This window comes from Vescimonas sanitatis (assembly GCF_049060325.1).
Lineage (GTDB): Bacteria > Bacillota > Clostridia > Oscillospirales > Oscillospiraceae > Vescimonas > Vescimonas sanitatis.
On record NZ_JBMGPW010000006.1, the window covers coordinates 1 to 19,562 of the forward strand.

At 51.8% G+C, this 19,562-nt stretch carries 22 protein-coding genes; 14 read left to right on the forward strand and 8 right to left on the reverse strand.

The genetic code is table 11. The features are described from left to right. A partial coding sequence (locus ACOMDU_RS08070; protein WP_421129873.1) for a site-specific integrase occupies positions 1 to 719 on the forward strand: 719 nt, incomplete at its 5' end. Between the two features lie 372 nt (positions 720 to 1,091). On the opposite strand, the gene ACOMDU_RS08075 is transcribed toward ACOMDU_RS08070, so the two are convergent. Beyond that, positions 1,092 to 1,673, reverse strand: a complete 582-nt coding sequence (locus ACOMDU_RS08075; protein WP_421129874.1) for an SLOG family protein — start codon at positions 1,671 to 1,673, stop codon at positions 1,092 to 1,094. A 103-nt stretch (positions 1,674 to 1,776) separates the two neighbouring features. Between ACOMDU_RS08075 and ACOMDU_RS08080 the strand changes: the two genes are divergently transcribed. From ACOMDU_RS08080 to ACOMDU_RS08095, 4 genes are all read left to right on the forward strand, one after another. Continuing rightward, positions 1,777 to 2,139, forward strand: a complete 363-nt coding sequence (locus tag ACOMDU_RS08080) for a helix-turn-helix domain-containing protein (RefSeq protein WP_421129875.1) — start codon at positions 1,777 to 1,779, stop codon at positions 2,137 to 2,139. 323 nt (positions 2,140 to 2,462) lie between these two features. Then, a complete protein-coding gene (locus ACOMDU_RS08085; RefSeq protein ID WP_421129876.1) occupies positions 2,463 to 3,017 on the forward strand; it encodes an RNA polymerase sigma factor in 555 nt (184 codons plus the stop codon). Beyond that, positions 3,017 to 4,405 (forward strand): DUF4179 domain-containing protein, encoded by a 1,389-nt coding sequence (locus ACOMDU_RS08090; protein ID WP_421129877.1) that lies wholly within the window; start codon positions 3,017 to 3,019, stop codon positions 4,403 to 4,405. Before ACOMDU_RS08085 ends, ACOMDU_RS08090 begins: the two co-directional genes overlap by 1 nt. A gap of 139 nt (positions 4,406 to 4,544) precedes the next feature. Continuing rightward, positions 4,545 to 5,129 (forward strand): hypothetical protein, encoded by a 585-nt coding sequence (locus tag ACOMDU_RS08095; protein ID WP_421129878.1) that lies wholly within the window; start codon positions 4,545 to 4,547, stop codon positions 5,127 to 5,129. Between the two features lie 355 nt (positions 5,130 to 5,484). Here ACOMDU_RS08095 and ACOMDU_RS08100 read toward each other — a convergent pair whose 3' ends face one another. Next, positions 5,485 to 5,748 (reverse strand): hypothetical protein, encoded by a 264-nt coding sequence (locus ACOMDU_RS08100; RefSeq protein WP_421129879.1) that lies wholly within the window; start codon positions 5,746 to 5,748, stop codon positions 5,485 to 5,487. Positions 5,749 to 5,998: 250 nt separating this feature from the next. On the opposite strand from ACOMDU_RS08100, the gene ACOMDU_RS08105 reads away from it, so the two are divergent. The 3 genes from ACOMDU_RS08105 (at position 5,999) to ACOMDU_RS08115 (ending at position 8,749) form a co-directional block, all read left to right on the forward strand. After that, on the forward strand, positions 5,999 to 6,736 hold the full coding sequence (locus ACOMDU_RS08105) for a hypothetical protein (RefSeq protein ID WP_421129880.1): 738 nt from the start codon (positions 5,999 to 6,001) through the stop codon (positions 6,734 to 6,736). A 91-nt stretch (positions 6,737 to 6,827) separates the two neighbouring features. Further along, on the forward strand, positions 6,828 to 7,529 hold the full coding sequence (locus ACOMDU_RS08110; protein ID WP_421129881.1) for a response regulator transcription factor: 702 nt from the start codon (positions 6,828 to 6,830) through the stop codon (positions 7,527 to 7,529). Next, the gene (locus tag ACOMDU_RS08115; RefSeq protein WP_421129882.1) at positions 7,526 to 8,749 is read left to right on the forward strand and encodes a sensor histidine kinase; all 1,224 of its coding nucleotides are present in this window, start codon (positions 7,526 to 7,528) and stop codon (positions 8,747 to 8,749) included. Before ACOMDU_RS08110 ends, ACOMDU_RS08115 begins: the two co-directional genes overlap by 4 nt. Before the next feature lie 79 nt (positions 8,750 to 8,828). Here the strand turns inward: ACOMDU_RS08115 and ACOMDU_RS08120 are convergent, their stop codons facing one another. From ACOMDU_RS08120 to ACOMDU_RS08140, 5 genes are all read right to left on the reverse strand, one after another. After that, positions 8,829 to 9,794 (reverse strand): ABC transporter ATP-binding protein, encoded by a 966-nt coding sequence (locus ACOMDU_RS08120; protein WP_421129883.1) that lies wholly within the window; start codon positions 9,792 to 9,794, stop codon positions 8,829 to 8,831. Continuing rightward, positions 9,791 to 10,771, reverse strand: coding sequence for an ABC transporter ATP-binding protein (locus ACOMDU_RS08125; protein ID WP_421129884.1), 981 nt, complete (start codon positions 10,769 to 10,771; stop codon positions 9,791 to 9,793). The genes ACOMDU_RS08120 and ACOMDU_RS08125 overlap by 4 nt, the downstream gene beginning before the upstream one ends. A gap of 12 nt (positions 10,772 to 10,783) precedes the next feature. Continuing rightward, positions 10,784 to 11,680: an ABC transporter permease gene (locus tag ACOMDU_RS08130; RefSeq protein ID WP_421129885.1), complete on the reverse strand. Its 897-nt coding sequence runs from the start codon at positions 11,678 to 11,680 to the stop codon at positions 10,784 to 10,786. 2 nt (positions 11,681 to 11,682) lie between these two features. Next, complete coding sequence (locus tag ACOMDU_RS08135) at positions 11,683 to 12,606, reverse strand: ABC transporter permease (protein WP_421129886.1); 924 nt, start codon at positions 12,604 to 12,606, stop codon at positions 11,683 to 11,685. A 77-nt stretch (positions 12,607 to 12,683) separates the two neighbouring features. Then, complete coding sequence (locus ACOMDU_RS08140) at positions 12,684 to 14,309, reverse strand: ABC transporter substrate-binding protein (RefSeq protein WP_421129887.1); 1,626 nt, start codon at positions 14,307 to 14,309, stop codon at positions 12,684 to 12,686. Between the two features lie 520 nt (positions 14,310 to 14,829). On the opposite strand from ACOMDU_RS08140, the gene ACOMDU_RS08145 reads away from it, so the two are divergent. From ACOMDU_RS08145 to ACOMDU_RS08170, 6 genes are all read left to right on the forward strand, one after another. Continuing rightward, the gene (locus tag ACOMDU_RS08145) at positions 14,830 to 15,354 is read left to right on the forward strand and encodes a YcxB family protein (protein WP_421129888.1); all 525 of its coding nucleotides are present in this window, start codon (positions 14,830 to 14,832) and stop codon (positions 15,352 to 15,354) included. Beyond that, positions 15,351 to 15,512 carry a hypothetical protein gene (locus ACOMDU_RS08150; RefSeq protein WP_421129889.1) on the forward strand — a complete coding sequence of 54 codons (162 nt, stop codon included), beginning with the start codon at positions 15,351 to 15,353 and terminating at the stop codon, positions 15,510 to 15,512. The genes ACOMDU_RS08145 and ACOMDU_RS08150 overlap by 4 nt, the downstream gene beginning before the upstream one ends. Before the next feature lie 296 nt (positions 15,513 to 15,808). Next, positions 15,809 to 16,075 (forward strand): helix-turn-helix domain-containing protein, encoded by a 267-nt coding sequence (locus tag ACOMDU_RS08155; protein ID WP_421129890.1) that lies wholly within the window; start codon positions 15,809 to 15,811, stop codon positions 16,073 to 16,075. A 6-nt stretch (positions 16,076 to 16,081) separates the two neighbouring features. Further along, entirely contained in the window at positions 16,082 to 16,417 is a 336-nt protein-coding gene (locus tag ACOMDU_RS08160; RefSeq protein WP_421129891.1) for a sporulation initiation factor Spo0A C-terminal domain-containing protein, read from the forward strand. Between the two features lie 28 nt (positions 16,418 to 16,445). Continuing rightward, on the forward strand, positions 16,446 to 17,078 hold the full coding sequence (locus tag ACOMDU_RS08165) for a zinc-binding dehydrogenase (RefSeq protein ID WP_421129892.1): 633 nt from the start codon (positions 16,446 to 16,448) through the stop codon (positions 17,076 to 17,078). A 604-nt stretch (positions 17,079 to 17,682) separates the two neighbouring features. Continuing rightward, the gene (locus ACOMDU_RS08170; RefSeq protein WP_421129893.1) at positions 17,683 to 18,669 is read left to right on the forward strand and encodes a helix-turn-helix domain-containing protein; all 987 of its coding nucleotides are present in this window, start codon (positions 17,683 to 17,685) and stop codon (positions 18,667 to 18,669) included. A 314-nt stretch (positions 18,670 to 18,983) separates the two neighbouring features. Here the strand turns inward: ACOMDU_RS08170 and ACOMDU_RS08175 are convergent, their stop codons facing one another. Then, on the reverse strand, positions 18,984 to 19,502 hold the full coding sequence (locus ACOMDU_RS08175) for a ClbS/DfsB family four-helix bundle protein (protein WP_421129894.1): 519 nt from the start codon (positions 19,500 to 19,502) through the stop codon (positions 18,984 to 18,986). Positions 19,503 to 19,562 lie beyond the last annotated feature (60 nt).

Genomic DNA, 19,562 nt, shown 5'->3' on the forward strand with positions numbered 1-19,562 from the left:
TGCCCGCGTACCGCAGCAAGAAGATAGAGGTGTTTTGCAATCAGGAAATCTCCTCATTGGCACGGAAGATCTTGGCATCGCCAGACATGACAGGGCTGTGCGTGCTTCTGGTTCTGAATACAGGGCTGCGCCTTGGTGAGATCTGCGCTCTGCGCAAAAGCGACATTGACTACCGCTCCGGCTTTCTGCGAATTGAGCGCTCGGCTGCCCGTGTACGCGATGCTTCCGGGACACATCTGGTGGTGCAATCCCCGAAAAGCGGCAGTTCTGTGCGTCTTGTAGCCATTCCCAATGATATGCTGGAATTGCTGAAAGCGACCACCCAGAGCATTCAGAGAGACAATTATCTGCTGACCAACACGGACACGCCGATGGAACCGCGCACACTGCAATACCGATACCGGAAGCTGCTGGAACGCTGCGGTATCCGCTATCGGAATTTTCACGCCCTCCGACATACCTACGCGACAAGGTGCATGGAGAATGGTGTGGACATCAAGAGCCTCAGTGAGCTTTTGGGCCACGCTGATGTTCGGACGACATTGCAGACGTATATCCATTCTTCTCTGGCCCATAAAAGGCAGGCTGTTCAGAGCATATGTTTCTTACCCATGGAAGGGGCGGGCAGCGTTTTAATTCCGTCAAAAAATCCGTCAGAGATCTCAGCAATTACCGTGCCGCCAAGCAAAACAGGGACTTGTTTCGTGAATTGTATATGATTTACGAAAAACGAGCTTTTCCTCATGCAGCCGTAGGCACAGATGCCTACGGCTTTTTGTTGGATACGGAAACCACCGGCTCTGCCGGTGGAGGCATCCCGTAAAAGCTTTAGCTTTAAGCATCGAGCGAAGCGAGCTACAAGTAGAAGTCTTGATAAAAGAATTAGCCACAAGTAGAACATAAATCGCCCGTTTACGGGCTGTAGGGCAGAAAATGCAAGTGAAATAAAATTCAGTGCCCCTTGAGGGGCTTGCCAGTAATAGGCCCTTATAGGGCCAAATCAAACCTCCGGCTTAGCCGGAGGTTATGATTTTGCAGGCAAGGCGCGATCCGGCTTGCTGCGTCGTGAACAAGGGCTAATCATCCTGTTATCAAGACCGTCTGGGATAGAACCGCTCGCCGACCCACTCTGCGGTCAGCTCTTTCGGATGCAAGACCAGCGTGGGCGTATGGCTTTCCACAGCAAAAGCAAAGGCTCTGTTTTCCACACTGTCCGTTGCTGACAAGTCCGTATCATGAACACATAGTACCACATCGGCAAGGTCGATGATCTTCCTATAGGCTTGCAGCTGTGCATCCGGCGTACCCACGGGACACACGACCGAAATATGGGTGCATTTTTCCAGCATAGTAAAATAGCGTTCCCGCAGATACGGCGCCCACTTTGTGGCTTGTTCCTCATGTGGTGTATAGCAGAAAAGCATCAGGCCTTGGTCGGTGGTTTCCCGCAGACCATTGACGATTTCGGCTGCGTAAAGACCTACGCCGCAGTCGCAGGCGGTCAGAAACTGTGTCACACCGCGCTGGCGCAGCGCCATAACCTGCTGCGCCAGTTCGATTTTCATTTTCCGGCAGCCACTATCTTCTTCATCAAACCCCCATGGAAAGCGCATGGGTGCTTGCCCTATGACTGCACAACGGTATATACGGCAGCCTTCTTCCAAAGCAGTCACACCCTCACAAAGATTATTGTCGCAATAAATAATGCGACAATAATTATTAAAATGCAACGATTTTCCAAAGTATAATAAACGAAAAATCTAAGGTGGTGAAGTTGTGACAGATATTCTTGAAATCATCAAGCAGAATCGTGAGGCACGGGGATGGTCGGAATATCAGCTTGCTGAACGCTCTGGCCTGCCACAGTCTACCATCTCCTCGTGGTATAAAAAATCTATGACGCCATCGTTTGCATCGCTTGAGAAGATCTGCGAAGCTTTCGGTGTTACATTGTCGCAATTCTTTGCGCAGGACGACATTCGTGTGGCTCTGACTCCCGCGCAGCGTGAGATGTTGGATAAATGGAATTGCCTGACATCCGCGCAGCAAGCAGCGTTGGCAGCACTCATGGATACGATGATATGCAATCATGCCGCAACACGAGACGATCTTCTTCTGATTGATGATAGAGGAAGATAGCTGATCGACCAGCCGGTTCAATATCTTCAATGCGCTCCAAAATCCTTTGAGGGAATTAAAGAAGCTCTGACAAATGTGTATCAAACAGACGTGGAGATTTCCACGTCTGTTTTTCTATCCGGTAACAAGGGAAAACTACGGTAGATACAGGGCGTCCGTTGACAATCCTGTGCGGTTAGGGTATGTCTCTTTCGTGAGCGGCGACCGCACTCCTTTACCTGGCTCGCTTTTCCTGATAAAATTTAAAATAATTTGAAAAATATGTAATATTGGCTCCTAAAAAGGTAGTTAATAGATAAGAGGAAAAGGAGGATCGCCGCCATATGGATGACAAACAAATTATACGCCTGTTTTTTGAGCGCTCAGAGCAGGCCATCACTGAACTGTCCCAAAAATACGGCGACCTGTGCATGAAAATCGCCAGAAGCATTCTGAATGATCATCAGGACGCGGAAGAATGTGTGAACGACGCCTATCTTGGCGCATGGAACAGTATTCCTCCTCAATCCCCCGACCCGCTGAGATCCTACATCTGCCGTATCGTTCGCAACCGCTCTTTGAAGAAGCTCCGTACCAATTCCGCGATAAAGCGGGGCAGCCAATTTGAGGTCTCACTATCCGAACTGGAGGACTGTATCCCCGACAGCTCCATGGATGAGCAGCTCTCGATAAGTGAACTATCTGCGCAGATCAACGCATTTCTCGCTGTCTTGCCCAAAGATGACAGACTCATGTTTGTGAAACGCTACTGGTTCTCAGAATCAATATCCGAGCTGGCTGACGCATTTGGCATCACCGAGAACAACGTGTCTGTCCGGCTCAGCAGAATACGCGGGAAACTACATCAATACCTGAATCGTAAGGAGGCAAACATATAATGGATCGGAAAACCGACAAGCTGGTGTCAGCCATCGGAGATATTGACACCGTATACCTGGAAGAAGCCCTCGACTTTAACCGCACAAATGCAGGCCGGAGAAAACGCACCCGCTTTCCCAAATTATCTGCCGCGTGTGCGGCGGTGCTGATCATACTGGGCGTATCCGTGACCGCCTTCGCCATCAGCCGAATACCGCTGTCGTGGCGCGACATCTTTTCCTCCGGTCAGACCGTCATCGGTGACGCAGACGAGGCATCGGTGATCTCCCAACAGCAACCGCAGGCCGCAGCCACGGAAGAACTGCAGATCAAGGTGGAAAAGGTGATCTCTGATGAACGAGCCCTTTATCTTCTCTATTCCGTAAAGGCAAATGAGGGAGCCGTCCTTGACCAAACAGGGAAATTTGCCGACTTCGAGCTGTATTTTCCCGGTAAGATGATGTCCGGCGCTTATGTGTCTCGCTTTTTGGAGCGGAAGGCGGGCGTACTGGAGAATGAATTGGAGGGCGTCGTATACGCCGACTGGCAGCCGGGCGACAGTGCCAACGGCCTTGTGATGAGTCTCACCAACTGGCAGGAGCAAGAACTGTTCAAGGATGTAAAGGTAGACTTCAACGTGGCGGAAATGGTGGAAAATACCGGTGAAAACGCCAACTTACCGCAATGTCTGGATAGCTTCGCCAACGGAACATCACGGTATCGGTGGCAGCCAGGCGATGCGGAGGTAAAACTACCCTACGGCGGCGCGTCCATCTGCAATGCCGGTTGGGAAAACGGTGTACTCCAACTGGTCATGAAGGGCCCGGCGGAGGAGAACGAATGGACAGCCCCGGAGAACTGGTATTTCATCGACACACGGACGGGTGCTGTCATTTATCCGGATCCCAGCGTTCATTTCAGCCCCCCTTCCGCGTTTGACCCCGATGCGACCGATGCCGACTGGTGCTATATTTGGGAGTTTGTGACCATTGATAAGGAGGCACTTCCTTACCTTGAAATGCACTGGGGCGGAAAGGAGATATATACCACTGTGTTGCCGGGAAAATGGAAGGTCACTCTGGAGGAAACGCCCGTTACCATTGCGAGCGAGGTGCTGGCAGAGAACGTGCCCCTGACCTATGGCGGGGAGGAACTGACGGCGGAGCGGATCGAGTGCTCCAAGCTGTCCGTGGCAGTGTATTTCGCCGACTATGTGGACTCTACCACCGGCATTCTCGGCGCGTTCAGGGTATTTGACGCGGACGGCAAACCTATCCCCTGCGATTGGAGCTTCACAGCCGACCAAGCCGACGATAGTTGCATGATTTGGACACGGTTTGACGAGCCAATCGAGCCTGAATGCATCTGCCGGTTAACGTTCAACGGGGAGACCGTGTTTGAAAGATAGGCGTTTCGCATTCGATTGCAGTGATTATTATTCCTTTTTGCCAAGAATTAGAAAGGGGGTGTTTATGCTCGACACGAATGTAGGTTTAATCGCTGATGATAAGAATACACGCATCTGATAGAATGAGAAAGTAGTAATTATGACAATGAAGATCAAGCGATTTTTCAGTTCTATTTTGACAGCAGTTTTGGTTCTCTCGATATGTTCTGTTTCGGCCTTTGCTGTTACCTCGGAAGACACCCAGAATTGCGTTGTCAACGATGATAATCCGTTCGCCATTGTGATCCGCGATGCCGACGGGAATATTGTCGAAACCTATTATCAGACACGCACACTATACGTCAACGGGACTCAGTATAATATTCCCGCAGGCGGAACTTTGACAACGTATCAGTACGATACCTCAATTGCGTTTTTTGCGGGATTTTACTTTATCCATCCCGATTATAACGGCTACGCTACAACTCGAAATAGAAGCGTAACCGTAACCATTAGAAATGCTTCCTCTGTCGGCGGTACAAGGCATTCCGTATACACAGGCACATTCAGCACCAATGAGGAAAGCAACACAAGTAGTGCATACTATGAAAGTGGTATTCAAGCGGGTTGCTCGTGCATTTCAATCAATAAGATGTCGGATTCTTCCAGGTCTTTTTACGATGCCGTGTATAAGAATAATAGCACCAGTTCGATGACGATTTCGCTTCTCGTGGGCAGAGATTAAACAGTGGTAAGATTTATTCAATGAGCAAGAACAGCGTGGGCGGGGTTTGCCAGTCGGTCTGACTGCATGGTTCGCAATGCAGCCTATTACATATTATTATGAATGGATAAGCCGGTTCTCGCGGCGAAGAAGCGTTTTCCACCTGTACGCCCCGGCAGCTTTCCGCTACAATGGCCTTGTTTGAGGTCATTAGGCATTGAGGACGGAGCAGAGCAGGCGCGGGATGGGCGATCATGTCCAGCGGAGCATATCAGCGTGGCCATGACCCCGACAAAATCTTGAAGGGGCGAAACGCAAATAAACCGATAAAAAAAGATGAAGGGTGTATCAGCTGGTACATCCTTCATCTTTTTCGCTATTCTTTTTTTGCTAATGTTTGCGTATGCAGGAACGCATCCATCAGCATTTTCCCATCCTCGCGGTCACTCCACCAGTACGGCCGCAGAAACAACAGAGCATTCTCCAGCCAAGCATAATCGTCCTTGGTCAATGTATGACTTTGAAGCCCTGCACTGATCCTGATATACGATTCTCTTACTTTGGAACTGGCATGGTCACGCACAAGATAGCCGTTGAGAAAGCCGGTGATGACAGATATTTCCTCATCCGTATAAAACATGGCGTCCCTCCTGAATTCAATCACACAGGACAGATTATAGCATATTTTCTTTGCGCCCACAAGCAGTCTTGTACAAACCGGGCTTCCTCTATGTCAAGGCTGCCTTGAAAAGTGCCGACGTACCGACTTTATGACAGTTTTGTGACACTTTCCCCGCACTTTTGCGGGGGAAGTCAGAGCCTTCTTCTGATATGATACGGACAAGGTTGATACACGACCTGAATACTTCAAAGAAGGAGCGTAATATACCATGAAAAAGAAAACAGTTTGGAGCCTTTTACTGGCATTGGCAATGACGGTAACGGCCATCGGAGCATCGACTGCGGCATTTGCCGCTGCGCCCAATCAGGCAGAGCCGCAGACCCTCATCGCTACCGAAAACGAGGATGCCATTTGGGATCAGATCGAGGCACTGGAGGAAAAAAGCGATGCCGTATTCCAGAGAAATGAAGCACTGTGGGACAAGGTGGACGAGGCCTGCAATGCCCTGCCTGATGACTACGATTTCGAGGACTTTGACGAGGCAGCGTTCATCCGCAACATGACTACGCTGACGGAGGCGGAGAAGGAAACCCTTTTGAATGACATCAAGGAGCTGAACGAGCTGGATGCCCAGATGGAGAAGCTGTATGGGCAGTTGCCCGCCTGCGACAATATGCCGCTTTACGAGAAGGCACTGGAAAAGGCCGATCCCAAGGTGCTGGACGAGATCGACACGCTGGAGCAGGAGTATGACCGCCTCTGCGAGAAGAACGCCGATCTGTGGGACAAGGTGGACGAGGCTTACTTCAACCTGCCGGACAACTACGACTTCGACAACTACGATGAGACCACCTTCATCCGCAGCCTGAGCTTCCTGACCGACGCGGAAAAGGACGCGCTGATCGCCGACTACAACCGTCTGGTAGAGCTTGATAACCAGCTGTGCAAGCTGTACGATACCATTTGGGGCGATACCGGCTGCGAAAGCGGCATCTGCCCCTTTTGACGGCAAAGAGGTTTTCTGATATGATGAACTAAATACGACGCCGATGCTGCGCCTGTGCGCAGCATTTGGCGCTGCTTTCTAGGAGGTCACCATGGGACATTCCATCTATTTGGCGGACGATGAAAAGAGCATCCGGGAACTGCTCCATAGCTTTTTGGCGAGTGACGGATATACTGTGCACTCCTTTGAAAGCGGTGACGCGCTGCTGGAGGCATTCCGTCAGGAGCCTGCGGAGCTGGTCATACTGGACATTATGATGCCCGGCACGGACGGCCTTACCGTGTGCCGGGAGCTTCGCGCTGTTTCCGACATTCCCATCATCCTGCTTACAGCCAAGGACAGCGAGCTGGACTACGTTATGGGCATCAGTCAGGGCAGCGACGATTATCTCACCAAGCCCTTCCGTCCTACTATTCTGCTCATGAAGGTGAGAGCCCTGCTGCGCCGGGTGGAGATGGACAGGGGGAAAACAGCGGCGGCAGTAGATGAATTGCGCTATGGGGATCTCCGCTATTCCGCCACGGAAAATGCCGTCCTTTGCGGGAATACACCTGTTGCACTGACCCAAACCGAACTGCGGCTGGTCAGCTATATGCTGAAGCAGCCGGAGAAAGCCTATTCCCGTGAGGAGTTACTTAACGCAGTATGGGGCTTCGACTCGGAGGTGGAGACCCGCGTGACCGATGAAACGCTGCGCCGTATCCGAAAAAAGCTGCTGCAAGCGGGCAGCACTGTCAGCGTAAGCACCATATGGGGCTTTGGCTATAAGCTGAAAGGAGCGGAGCGCACATGAAAAACATCAAGCTGCGGATCGTGTATCTGATCCTCGGTGCGGCACTGCTGCTCTTTGCCCTTTTCATGCTGGCGGTGAACGTTGTGATCCCCGCCCACTTTGTAAGCGAGGCGGAAAAGGCACTGCGCAATGAGGCGCAGTATGAGAATCGCACCATTCCTTACACCTATGAGGGCGAGGTGTATGATGACGATTGGGACGACGGGGCGGAGGAGCATTTCTTCACGCCCAGCATTGTGTTTCTTGAGCTGGAGAACGGCTACCAGCCCAACACATGGAGCCAGGACACCTATCGGCTGGAGAAAAAGCTGCTGGCGTATTGCAGTGAACGGTCTGTTGCGCCCAATCGATGCCACGACTTCAAGGCAGACAAGCACCACCTGATCTTCATGCCCGTGCAGGAGGACTACGGCAATTCGGAAAAACCGTATTCCTATATCATGTACATAGATATCGGGCCTATCACCCGCTATATCGTGACGCTGAACTGGGCGTTCTTTGGGGTGCTGCTGGCAATTTCCTCCGTTATGTGCCTGCTGGGCTTCCGCTTCGGCCGTGACATCGAAAAGGAGGCGGAGCGGCAGCAGACCTTCTTCCAGAATGCCTCCCACGAGCTGAAAACGCCGCTTATGGCGATACAGGGCTATGCGGAGGGCATACAGGCGGGCGTGATGGACACAGGCAGCGCGGCGGAGGTGATTCTGGCGGAGAGCGACCGCATGACGGGGCTGGTGGACGAGCTTCTTGACATCTCAAAAATCGATATGGGGCGGCAGCCGCTTACCCTTTCCGAAACGGATATTCGAGAACTGCTCTACGACAGCATACGCGCCGTGGAACCGGCAGCCGCTGCCAGCGGCATTACCATCGCGCCGGACTTCCCTGAAGAACCCATCATGGTCAAATGCGATGACACGCAGATCCGCAGGGCGGTCACGAATATCCTGACCAACGGATTGCGGTATGCCCGCAGCGAGCTGCGCCTGACCTGCTGGCCCGACAAACGGAATGTGATAATCCGGATACAGGACGATGGGGATGGCATTGCCGAGGGAGACCTGCCCCACATCTTTGAGCGCTTCTACATGGGGAAAAGCGGCAAATCTGGCATCGGCCTTGCCTTGACGAAGGAGATCATCCACCTGCACAAGGGAACCATCCGCGCTTACAACGGGGACACCGGCGCTGTGTTTGAGATCACGCTCCCGATGGGGAGATAAATGCAGATGTCGTCCGCCAAGTACAAGACCTTAAACGCCGCCGCTTCTTTCGCGAAGCTCATCGCTCTGCGACGATTCGCTATCGGCGCAGTTCCTCTGCACGGTGGCAGGCAACAAGGCGGCCAGCGACAGGGCGCAGCTGCGGTGCTTCGCGGCGGCAGCGCTCTGTTGCGTAAGGGCAGCGCGTGTGAAAACGGCAGCCGGGCGGTGGGTCAGTGGGACTTGGCAGCTCCCCTGTCAGAAGCGGCTTTTCCTCAAAGCGTGCGGCTGGGTCAGCCTTGGGAATGGCGTTGATGAGAAAACGTGTATATGGGTGCAGCGGTGCGGAATAAACCTCTGCTGTACGCCCGATTTCACATAACCGCCCGAGAAACATTACGCATATTCTGTCGGAGATGAAGCGCACAACGGACAGATCATGGCTGATGAACAGATAGCTCAGCCCGCGCTCATGCTGGAGCTGACGAAGAAGGTTGAGTATCTGATTCTGCACCGAAACATCGAGTGCGGAGACCGGCTCATCGCAGACAATGAGTGCCGGGTCGAGGGCGATGGCGCGTGCAATACCTATCCTCTGGCGTTGCCCGCCGGAGAACTGGTGGGGGTAGCGGAAGAGGAACTCCTCCGGGATGCCGACATCGCGCAGAAGCGAGAGCACGCGTTCGGTCATTTCCTCCTTTGTGTGGCAGAGTTTGTGCGTTTTCAGCGGCTCCGCCACAATGTCACGCACGGTCATGCGCGGATCAAGGGAGGCGTAGGGATCCTGAAATATGAGCTGCATACGGCGACGGTATGGGCCGAAGTCCTTCTCGCGGAGTGAGGTGATATCCACTCCGCCGAATGTTATCTCGCCGGAAGTTGCCTTTATGAGCCGGATAAGCGTTCGTCCAAGTGTTGATTTGCCACAGCCGGACTCACCCACAAGGGCAAGCGTTTCACCCTTGAATATCTCAAGTGACACGTCGGAAACGGCGTGTACTTTTTTCCTGTTTTTCAGAGTGAACTCCTTTGTCAGTCCCTTGGCCTCAAGCAGAATTTCGTTCATAGGCGCACCTCCGGTATGTTGATACAGCGCACAAGATGACCGGAAGACACCTCCCTTAGCTCCGGCACGACATCGCCGCAGTGCGTACCGCACTTGGCGCAGCGCGGAGAAAAGCTGCACCCCACTGGCAGATGCAGTAGATTAGGAACAGTGCCGGGGATGATCTCCAGCGCACCATTGCCGCGTGCAAGCGAGGAGACGGCAGCCATGAGACCTGCGGTATAGGGGTGCATGGGGTGGGCGAATAGATCAAACGTATCCGCCTGCTCCACAACGCGGCCGGCGTACATCACATAAACGTAGTCGCACAGCTGTGCTATGACACCGAGATTGTGTGAGATGATGACAATGCCGGAGCCTGTTTCATTGCGCAGCGCACGCATGAGCTGGAGTATCTGTGCCTCGACGGTCACGTCCAATGCCGTGGTTGGCTCATCGGCGATGACGAGCTTGGGCCGGCATATCATTGCCATCGCGATCATCACCCTCTGGCGCAGTCCGCCGGACAGCTCATGCGGATAACAGTTATAACGCCGTTCCGGTTCGGATATGCCGACCTTGTGGAATATGCGCAGAACCTCTGCCTTTGCCTCCCGCGGCGAGATCTTACGGTGCAGCAGCAACGTCTCACGCACTTGAAGTCCAACACGCATCACAGGGTTAAGGCTCGTCATAGGCTCCTGGAAAATCATGCCTATCTCCTCGCCGCGCACAGTGGACATCTCATGCTCAGAGAGCTCCAACAGCTCCTTACCCGCAAGCTTTATACTGCCGCCGACGATTCTGCCCGGGTAGTGTAGAAGCCGCATGATGGAGCGCGCCGTCATGCTCTTCCCGCAGCCAGACTCGCCAACAATGCCGATTATTCTCCCGCGCGGAACGGATATGGACACATCATTAACGGCTTTGATCTCGCCATTTTGTGTGAAGAAGCTGGTACATAGATGCTCAACACACAGCACGGTCGCGTTGTCCATTATTCTTCCTCCTTACTGGTTTTTAAGATGCGGGTCGAGTACGTCGCGCAGGCCGTCACCAAGAAAATTGAACGCCAGTACGACAACCATAATGGCGACGCTCGGCGATAGACTAAGCCAGGGTTGGCTATAAAGAAACTGCCGCCCGGCGTTTACCATCAGTCCCCATGAGGCCTGCGGAGGTTTTATACCGATACTCAGAAAGCTTAGCGAGCTCTCTGAAAGAATAGCGGAGGGAATGTTGAGCGTAAAGAGTACGATAAGTGAAGGTGCGCAATTTGGAAAAATATGCCGGAGCATGATCACCAGCTTCCCCACACCGATGGAGCGTGCCGCCTCTACAAATTCCGTCTCCTTGAGCTTAAGCGTTTCCGCACGCACGATGCGCGCAACACTTGCCCAGTTGACGAGTGCTAAGGCAAGGAAAATATTGATCATCCCATCGCCGAGAGTATACATTATCGCCATTGCGAGGAACATCGACGGGAACGCCAGCATGACGTCCGCAATGCGCATGATCACGGCGTCCGTCTGCCCACCGTTGTACCCGGCGATTATACCGAGTATCGCCCCGACCAGCATAGAGATGACGGTCGGCACTATGCCGACCAGCAGTGACACCCGCGAACCGTACAGCATCCGTGTCAGAACATCCCGCCCGGCCTCGTCCGTACCGAGCAGATGCGCACGCGACGGTGGGGCAAGGCGGTTGTGCAGGTCCATGCTGTCAAAGGTGTAGGGTGTGAGTACCGGCGCAAGAATTGCAGCGAGGATAAATAGCAGTATCACAATGGCGGAAGCTGCGGCAAGCTTGTTTTCCCGCCACAGGCGTTTTGCGGCAGAGGCAAAGGTCTCCGCCTCGCCAAGCTGTGCGCACAGTTCGTTTGGAAGTTCGGGAGATTTTCTCATGTTCACACCTCCTTACTTATGCGTGGGTCAAGTGCGGCATACAGGCAGTCGGCCACAAGGTTGCCGAGAATGACAAGAAGCGTTGAGAAGAGTATTGTACCCTGCAGGAGCGGAATATCGCGCCCTTCAATTGCCTGCACAAGCAGACGGCCTATGCCGTTGACAGAGAACACCGTTTCGCATATCACAGCACCTGAGAGAAGAGAGGAAAGCTGTACTGCCATCATTGTTATCACCGGCAGCAGTGCGTTTCTCAGCGCATGCACGATGATAACACCGATCTGACGGTGACCCTTGGCCCGTGCGGTGTCGATATAATCCTCCTGCATGACCTCCAGCAGAGTAGAGCGTGTGAGGCGTGCAATACTGCCTGCACTATTCCAACCGAGGGCGATGGCGGGGAGAATGTATCCGGTCCAGCTATCCACGCCGGAGATAGGGAGCCAGTTAAGCCTATACGCCAGAAAGTATTGCAGCACCATTGCCACCATGAAAACTGGTACAGATACACCAAGCAGAGACATGCCCATGAAGAGCCGGTCGAGTATCCCGTTTTTTTTCACAGCGGCGATTATACCGCAGGCTATACCAGTCACCCACGCGATGAGTGCTGCAGCAAGCGCGAGGTGAACGGTGTTGGGAAACGCCACACCGATAAGCTCCGTCACACTGCGGTTGAGGGAGTAGCTCGTGCCGAAGTCACCGCACACAGCATCGGATATGTAACGCCAAAACTGTACGTATATCGGCTGATCCAGCCCGAGCTCGCGTGTCATGCGCTCGATCGTCTCTAACTTTGCGTGCTCACCCATCATCGTGACAATAGCGTTGCCCGGTACGATGCGAAGCATTATGAAGATAAGCAGCGCCACGCCAAGCATTACTATCGCGGCTTGAATGACGCGGTTGAGTATGTTTCTTGCCAATAACTCAGCCTCCTGAATACACAGCGCGGACACCCGAAATATCGGGTGTCCTGCCGCACATTGATATGTATTTTTAATTACTTGAGCGTTACGTCATTAACGTAGAAGTTGCTGAACCCTGCCCAGTAAGGGATAAAGCTCTCAACGCGATCGCCAATCGCAAATAGGTGGGTGCTGCCTAGAAGCGGAACCCAGGCGGCATCATCGACGACGATCTTCTTTTCAAGTGCCTGATACTCTGCCATGCGCTTGGCGTCATCCGTGATGCCGGAGGCTGCGGCAACACGCGCCATGACCTCGGTGTCAGAGTAGTTCAAGCTGCGGATGCGCGTCTTGGCGGCACTGCCGAAGAAGGTGTACATAATGTTGGCGGGATCATTATAGTCCATCGTCCATGTGGCGATGAAGGAGTCCATCTCGCCGGACTTACGCAGGTCGAGCCAGGACGACTCGTCATAGCTTTTTATCCCAGCATTGATACCGATTGCCTGCAGGTTCTGCTGCACGACCTGATAGACGAGCTGAAGATTGCTGGAGGCGGAGGAGTCCATGGAAAGCTCGAAACTTATCTCGCCGTCGGCGTAGCCTGCATCGGCAAGAAGTGCCTTCGCACCTTCGGGATCGTAAGCGGAACGTGTGAGATCTTTGTTAAAGCCCCAGACGCCCTTAGGAATAATGCCGTTTTCGACCATGGCGTTCCCAGCGTAGATGGAGGAAACGATAGTGTCGGCATCAACTGCCATCTGCAGTGCCTTGCGCACGTTGACATCAGAGAGGTACTGATTGTTCTCGTTGAGTGCAAAGTACGTAAGTCCCACCCGAGAGCTGACAACAAGCTTGTCGGCGTACTGCGCTTTATAGGTGGCCTCGACAATGCTGGAATCAAGAGCCTCAAGGTCAATGATGTCCAATTCGCCATTCTGATACATGAGGTTCTGGGTGGAGGGGTCGGGAATGATGGAGACGATCGCTTTCTTTACGGACGGTACATCTCCCCAGTATTTGTCGTTGTATTCAAGGGTGAAATGGTCGTTTACGACCCATTCCGTTACCTTATAGGGGCCGGTACCGACGGTATCCTCGCAGCTTAAACCAAAATTGGCGACGCTCTCTACGGTTTCCTTATCCACAATGGACATAGCAGGAGAGGTGAGCTCTGCAAGGAAACCTGCGTTCGCGGTGTTGAGCGTGATGGAAAAATGTGTATCGTCGATTACGGCAAAGCCCTCAAGTGTGTCGGCCTCGCCGTTTTGCAGAGCCTCAGCACCGACGACCTCAAGAGGAATATCGTCGTTCACACCGCCGGCAGTCAGAAGCCGCTCAAACGTGTACTGGACATCGTCGGCAGTCAATGCATTGCCGTTGGAGAAGACGATCCCGTCTTTCAGCGTGAAGGTGTAGGTCAGACCATCGTCAGAAACCATATGACTCTCGCAGAGGCTGGAAACGATGGCCGTACTGCCGTCAGATTGAACCTCAGACTCAAACAGGCGGTCAAATACGTTCATAGGCACCATGTAGTCGTCTGTGGTCTGCGAAACATCCATGGTGCTGATGTCATAGAGTGCTGCAACACGCAGCACTCCTTGCTCAACGGCCGTACCGTTACTTCCCGGGGTGGGTGTGGTCGCTCTGGTAGAGCCACAGGCTGTCATCGCGAGAATGCTTACGCAGATAAGCGAAACAAAAACAAATCTTCTCAAGTTGATCCTCCATTCAAAATAGATGTTGTGGTGTCAAAACTGTCTTACGAGGTCATTATACAGGGAATAGTTTGCAATTAAAACCGTTAAAAGTGGGTGAAAAGCTGCAAAAAGTGCTATTTACCGCTTCCCGTCACGCTGCAGCGTGCGGCAACAGCTTCAGAAAGCTTTTGCTTGTCTTCCGGAAAAGAGGAACACTTCCGCCCCTACAAGGCTCTACTATACCAAAATCCGTCTGGCAGCGGCATTATGAATGTGCTTGAACTGAATCCTTATCATTGCTGAGTCAGATGATATTGGATTTATCACAGGAGGATAGGGCGGCGCATTAGAGGAGCGGCTTTTCAATGTGTGTCTTGATGCCTCTACATTCGAGATGACCCGTTAGAGATTTAGGAACTTAACATGGACTTTATTTTCGACATGGTAAAATGAATAAGCGGGAGCTTCTGCCGTCCGAGGGCGGCTGCAATGCACCGCAAAACCTGCGGATGCAGAGTTATTTACAAGGAGAAGATGTATGACATTTGAAATTCACAGCGACATCACAAATCGATCTATGACCATAGCCGCCCGCGCGATGCGCAAGGTGCTGCGGCGAAAACGCAGCATCCTTTGGGCCGTTTTCGGCTGGAGCGTCTTTTTCATCAACGCATTGCTGCTGATCCCATTCGACGGAGAGCCTTTTACGCTCGATGCCCGTACGGTGATTTCCCTGCTGGTAGAGGTGATGCTGCTGTCCGTTCTGCTGTTTCAGGATCGATTCAATGGAATGATCGCCTGCAAAAACACGCTGGCAGGCACAGAGGACTATCATGTTGTGTTCGGCGAGGATTCCTATACTGTCGTTACGGCGGCCACCACCTCCACCTTCCGCTACGAGCTGATCGACGCACTGGCTGAGTCGCAGGACTACATCATCTTTCTGATGAAAAAACGCTATGCGCAGCCTCTGGATAAGCGTACTCTTACCGGCGGGACGGTGGAGGAATTCGAACGATTTCTTGAGGAGAAGACCGGAAAGACGTTCCGGCGTGTGAAATGAACGAGTTTTCTATAACGCCCTTTCGCGGGCTGCATTTGCTTCTGCTTTTGCTGACGGCAGCGGCAGTGCTGCTCCTATTCTTGCTGTTGCGCGGCGCACTGAACCAAACCAGTGAGGCACAGATGGATGCGCTGGTGGCTGAGTTCTGCGCGGAGTAGGCACCGATTTTGGTTTCGCCCGGCCGCCTGATGCCTCAAAAAAGAGCATCGTCACCTACTTAGACGACAATATGGTGTTGTGTGAGGTCGAAGTCTTGAGGACGGATAGAAGCGCAGTCGCAGAGAGCATCTGCGGCTGCGCTTCTTGTATTCCGGCCACGGTACAAACGGATGGCTTTGACCGTTGCCCTCGGTTTCTAAGGAGACACGAAGTGCGCTACATGGAAGCACACTTCATGATGGAATAAGATTTTTGCAGAAGATGCAGAAATCTGTCGAAACGGAGGTCTCAGCACATGAATCCATATAAAGAAATACTCCGAAAATTCTTCTCGGAATATGTCGGCACTTTGAGAAAACGCAGGGGACTGACACAGGAGCAGATGGCGGAGAAGCTTCGTATCACCGGGCGGGCATATAGCGATTTGGAGCGGGGCATATACTGCTTTTCTGCTGTTGCACTGGTGTTCCTGCTGCTCATGCTGGAGGAAGGGGAGATAAAGGAAATCTTATCTCCCTTGCGGGAGGAAATTGAAAAAGTCGAGAACAGAGAGGTGGCGTAGTGATCCATGGAGATTGGGGATATATACGGGCTTTTGCGCCGGCTTGGCCTATCTGCGGAAAACACGCGCTTTTTTCATGTTTCGTATGCTGTCTACCTGATGACCCGGCAGCCAGCCCGGACGCCGTTTGCTGAATGGTGGCTGTACCCGGCGGTTGCCGGACACTATCACACCTGTATTTTCAACGTGAAGAGCAGCGTCTGCGTTGCGGTGGACCGGGTATGGGAAACGGAAAGAGAAGCCCTGAGATCCATCACGAAGTATCCCTTGAAGCGAAAGCCTCTTCCTTCAGAGTTTATTGCCATTCTTGCCGCCTACATCAAGAGCGGCGACGCAGCGTGAGCCTTTCGCAATTACCGTGTGCTTAGGGATGCAGGAAATAATCGGCACACAGGGTATGGTTCCCACCGGATTTCATGGAGCGGAATTGGCGGATATTCAGTTTGGCGACACCGTAGCTGTGATTGGTATTGGTCCGGTCGGTCTCATGTCTGTTGCTGCCGCAGCCATTCGCGGGGCGGCCGATATTTATGCGGTGGGATCGCGAAAGAATTGCGCCCAACTTGCTTTGGAATTTGGCGCCACAGCCATCATCAACTATCGGGAGGGTGACATTGTAGAGCAGATCATGGAGAAAACGTCCGGCAAAGGTGTGGATCGTATTATTGTTGCCGGAGGCGACAATAATACATTCTCTCAGGCCATCCAAATGTTGAAGCCAGGCGGGGTGATTGGCAATGTCAATTACCTCGGAGAAGGAGACACCATCGGGCTTCCTCGCATTGAGCTTGGCTGCGGGATGGGACATAAAAAGATCGTCGGAGGGCTAATGCCCGGTGGAAGATTACGTTCGGAGAAACTGGCTCGTTTGGTTCAGACCGGTCGCATTCATCCCGAAAAGCTCATTACGCACAAGTTCCATGGATTGAAAAATGTGGAACCCGCACTTATGCTGATGAAGGACAAGCCTGCTGACCTTATCAAGCCGTTGGCTCTGTTATGATGTGAGAGGCATAAAGCAGTCGGCCACGCAGGGCATTTTACTCTCTGCGTGGCCGTTTTCCATCGTTCAAGGTCTTGCTTGTGCGCAGGCTGCTCTTTGCGGTTTTCTTCCCGCAGGATACTGTAAACGCCCTTCCGTATCTGCTCCGCTTCCTTTACCTCGTCTTTCAGCGCGGAATAGCGGCGGGAGAGCTTTTTCCGCTCGGCGGTCAGCTTTTGCTCAAGCATCCCAATATAGGTGACAGAAAGTATTTGCGTCGAGTAGACGTAAAGCCGAATAAGAAAACGTGTTGGAATCGATTGAATCTTTCGCTGAAAGTACTGAGGCCTTCTTTCTCGGCACACGGATGACATTGGGCAAACGGAAAATTCGAGGAAAAGCAGGAATGTCTGGTGTTCTACATTGAAATCCCTGCGCGCTTATGGTATCATATTTTTTATAGGGCTGTGCCGTCGGATTTGAGACAAACTGCGTATAGGCAGGTTGCCTTTTCTTTCATCCGCTGGTTAGAGTAGGCTAACCCATGCGCAGAACTGGAAAGGTGGAATGGACCAATTTGCATACATAAAAGTGTCTAATCATGTGTCAGAGGAGGTGGCCTGGTATGCAAGAAGCACGATATGATTTTCTTCATGGGCAAACGGAGCGCAACGACTTTTTCTCCCCCGCAATGCAGCAGCTTTGCGGTATTATGAAAGACAAGCAGGTCGCTTTGCCAAGCGATATTGGAGAAGGATATTTTCGCTATATTTCACCGTGTCCCAATATCGAGATGTATATCTGCGATGTAATGTTTTACAGGGACACAGTATTGCGGGAGCAGGTGTACAAGGATTCTTTTTCCGTCATTTTCTCTCTTTCCGATGCGTTGGAGTGGAAGTCTTCGGCCAGAAACAAAAAAACGTTGTTAGAAAAGGGAAATTGCTGCGTATATGGCAGCGGGCTGTTTGATGCGGAAAACACCTATGAGGCAGGACAGAGATATGTAGGCGTCGGGCTGAACCTGCATCCCTGCCGATTTCGGTCTGTGATGGATGGTTTGCAGGAGAAAAAGGTTTGTGCCGTCTTTGACGGGACAAAACCCCCACCAAAACATAGAATCACCGCTACCATAGAAACCACAATACGCCAGATATTGCAGTGTAATTATAATGACTGTGCAAAGTCATTGTATCAGGAAGGAAAGATACTGGAACTTGTTGCAGCCTTTGCGAACGAGATGATGGATCAGAATTCTGTTGCTGTGAAGGGGTCGTTGAGCTGGGCGGATAGCGAGGCGTTACTTCGGGTCAGGCGACAGATAGATGAGGGATTTCTGGAATCCGTGACCATCGCGGAGCTCTCCAGACAGCACTTTATATGTGAATCTAAACTCCGTGAGATATTCCGAAAGCACTATGGAATCACCATATATCAATATATATTAAACCGCCGCATGGAGCACGCCTACGAACTGTTGTCTGCGCCCGACGCTCAGGTGAAAGACGTAGCAGGGTTGGTGGGGTACAGCAACATCAGCCATTTCAGCGACGCCTTCCGAAAAAAGTTTGGATGCACTCCGAGCGAATATAAGCGGAGCTTACCATTCTGAAACATTAAAGCAAAGGAATAGGTGTATTCTTTTATGGTTACTTGGATGAAAATTACAAAGATTGCAGCTTCCTTTGAAAAACAGGAATAGTATGCAGCGCGTTTTTGGGACGAGCTTGTCCAGTGGAAGCTATATCATTTGAAATGTGAGTTGCTCAGCAGCGACATACACATCGATGTTAGTGCTGGGCGGAGTCAACCATTCGCAGGACACACAAGCAGAACCTTGGCCGCTGAAAAAGCAGAGCGGCGGGACAGATAGAGTCTGTCCCGCCGCTCGTGTTTTAAGGGCATATTGGCTTGATGAACCGGAAGTTACAGTGCCGCCTTTTTCCATTTTCTGATCTTAGTTCTAAAAGTTCCGAAAGGAGCAACAGTATTAACGTGAATGAACTTGTAAACTTCCCATACAGCTGCTTTTGTAGCATCATCAGCCCATTTTCTCATATGCGGCTTAAATAATTCATCCGCACTGAGCGAATCAATCATTGCGCAGATAGACTTGACATTTTCGTTCAGTTCGGCTTTCAACTCTTGAAGAGACAAATGAGCGTAGGTATCCGTGAACCACTGATACAGCTCGCCAAGTTGATTCCATTTGAATTCGTCTGACGGCGTCTTTACTTGAAGTCCCCTTCTTTCATCTTTCTCCCATTTAAGAACCAATGTTGTCCAACCCACCTGATAGGCAAGGTTTTCTGCCGGGGTTCGGTCAACCTCATCAACCCTTTTATCTTTTAAGGCTTCTGGTATGCTGTCAAACTCCGAAATATACTTCTCAAATGTTTTATTGATTTCAGCTTTGAGTTCTTCTTTACTTTTGTATACTCGCAAAAAAACACCTCCATAACTTTCGGTTTGTCTATTGAGCAACGATTCTGATTATAGCATAGC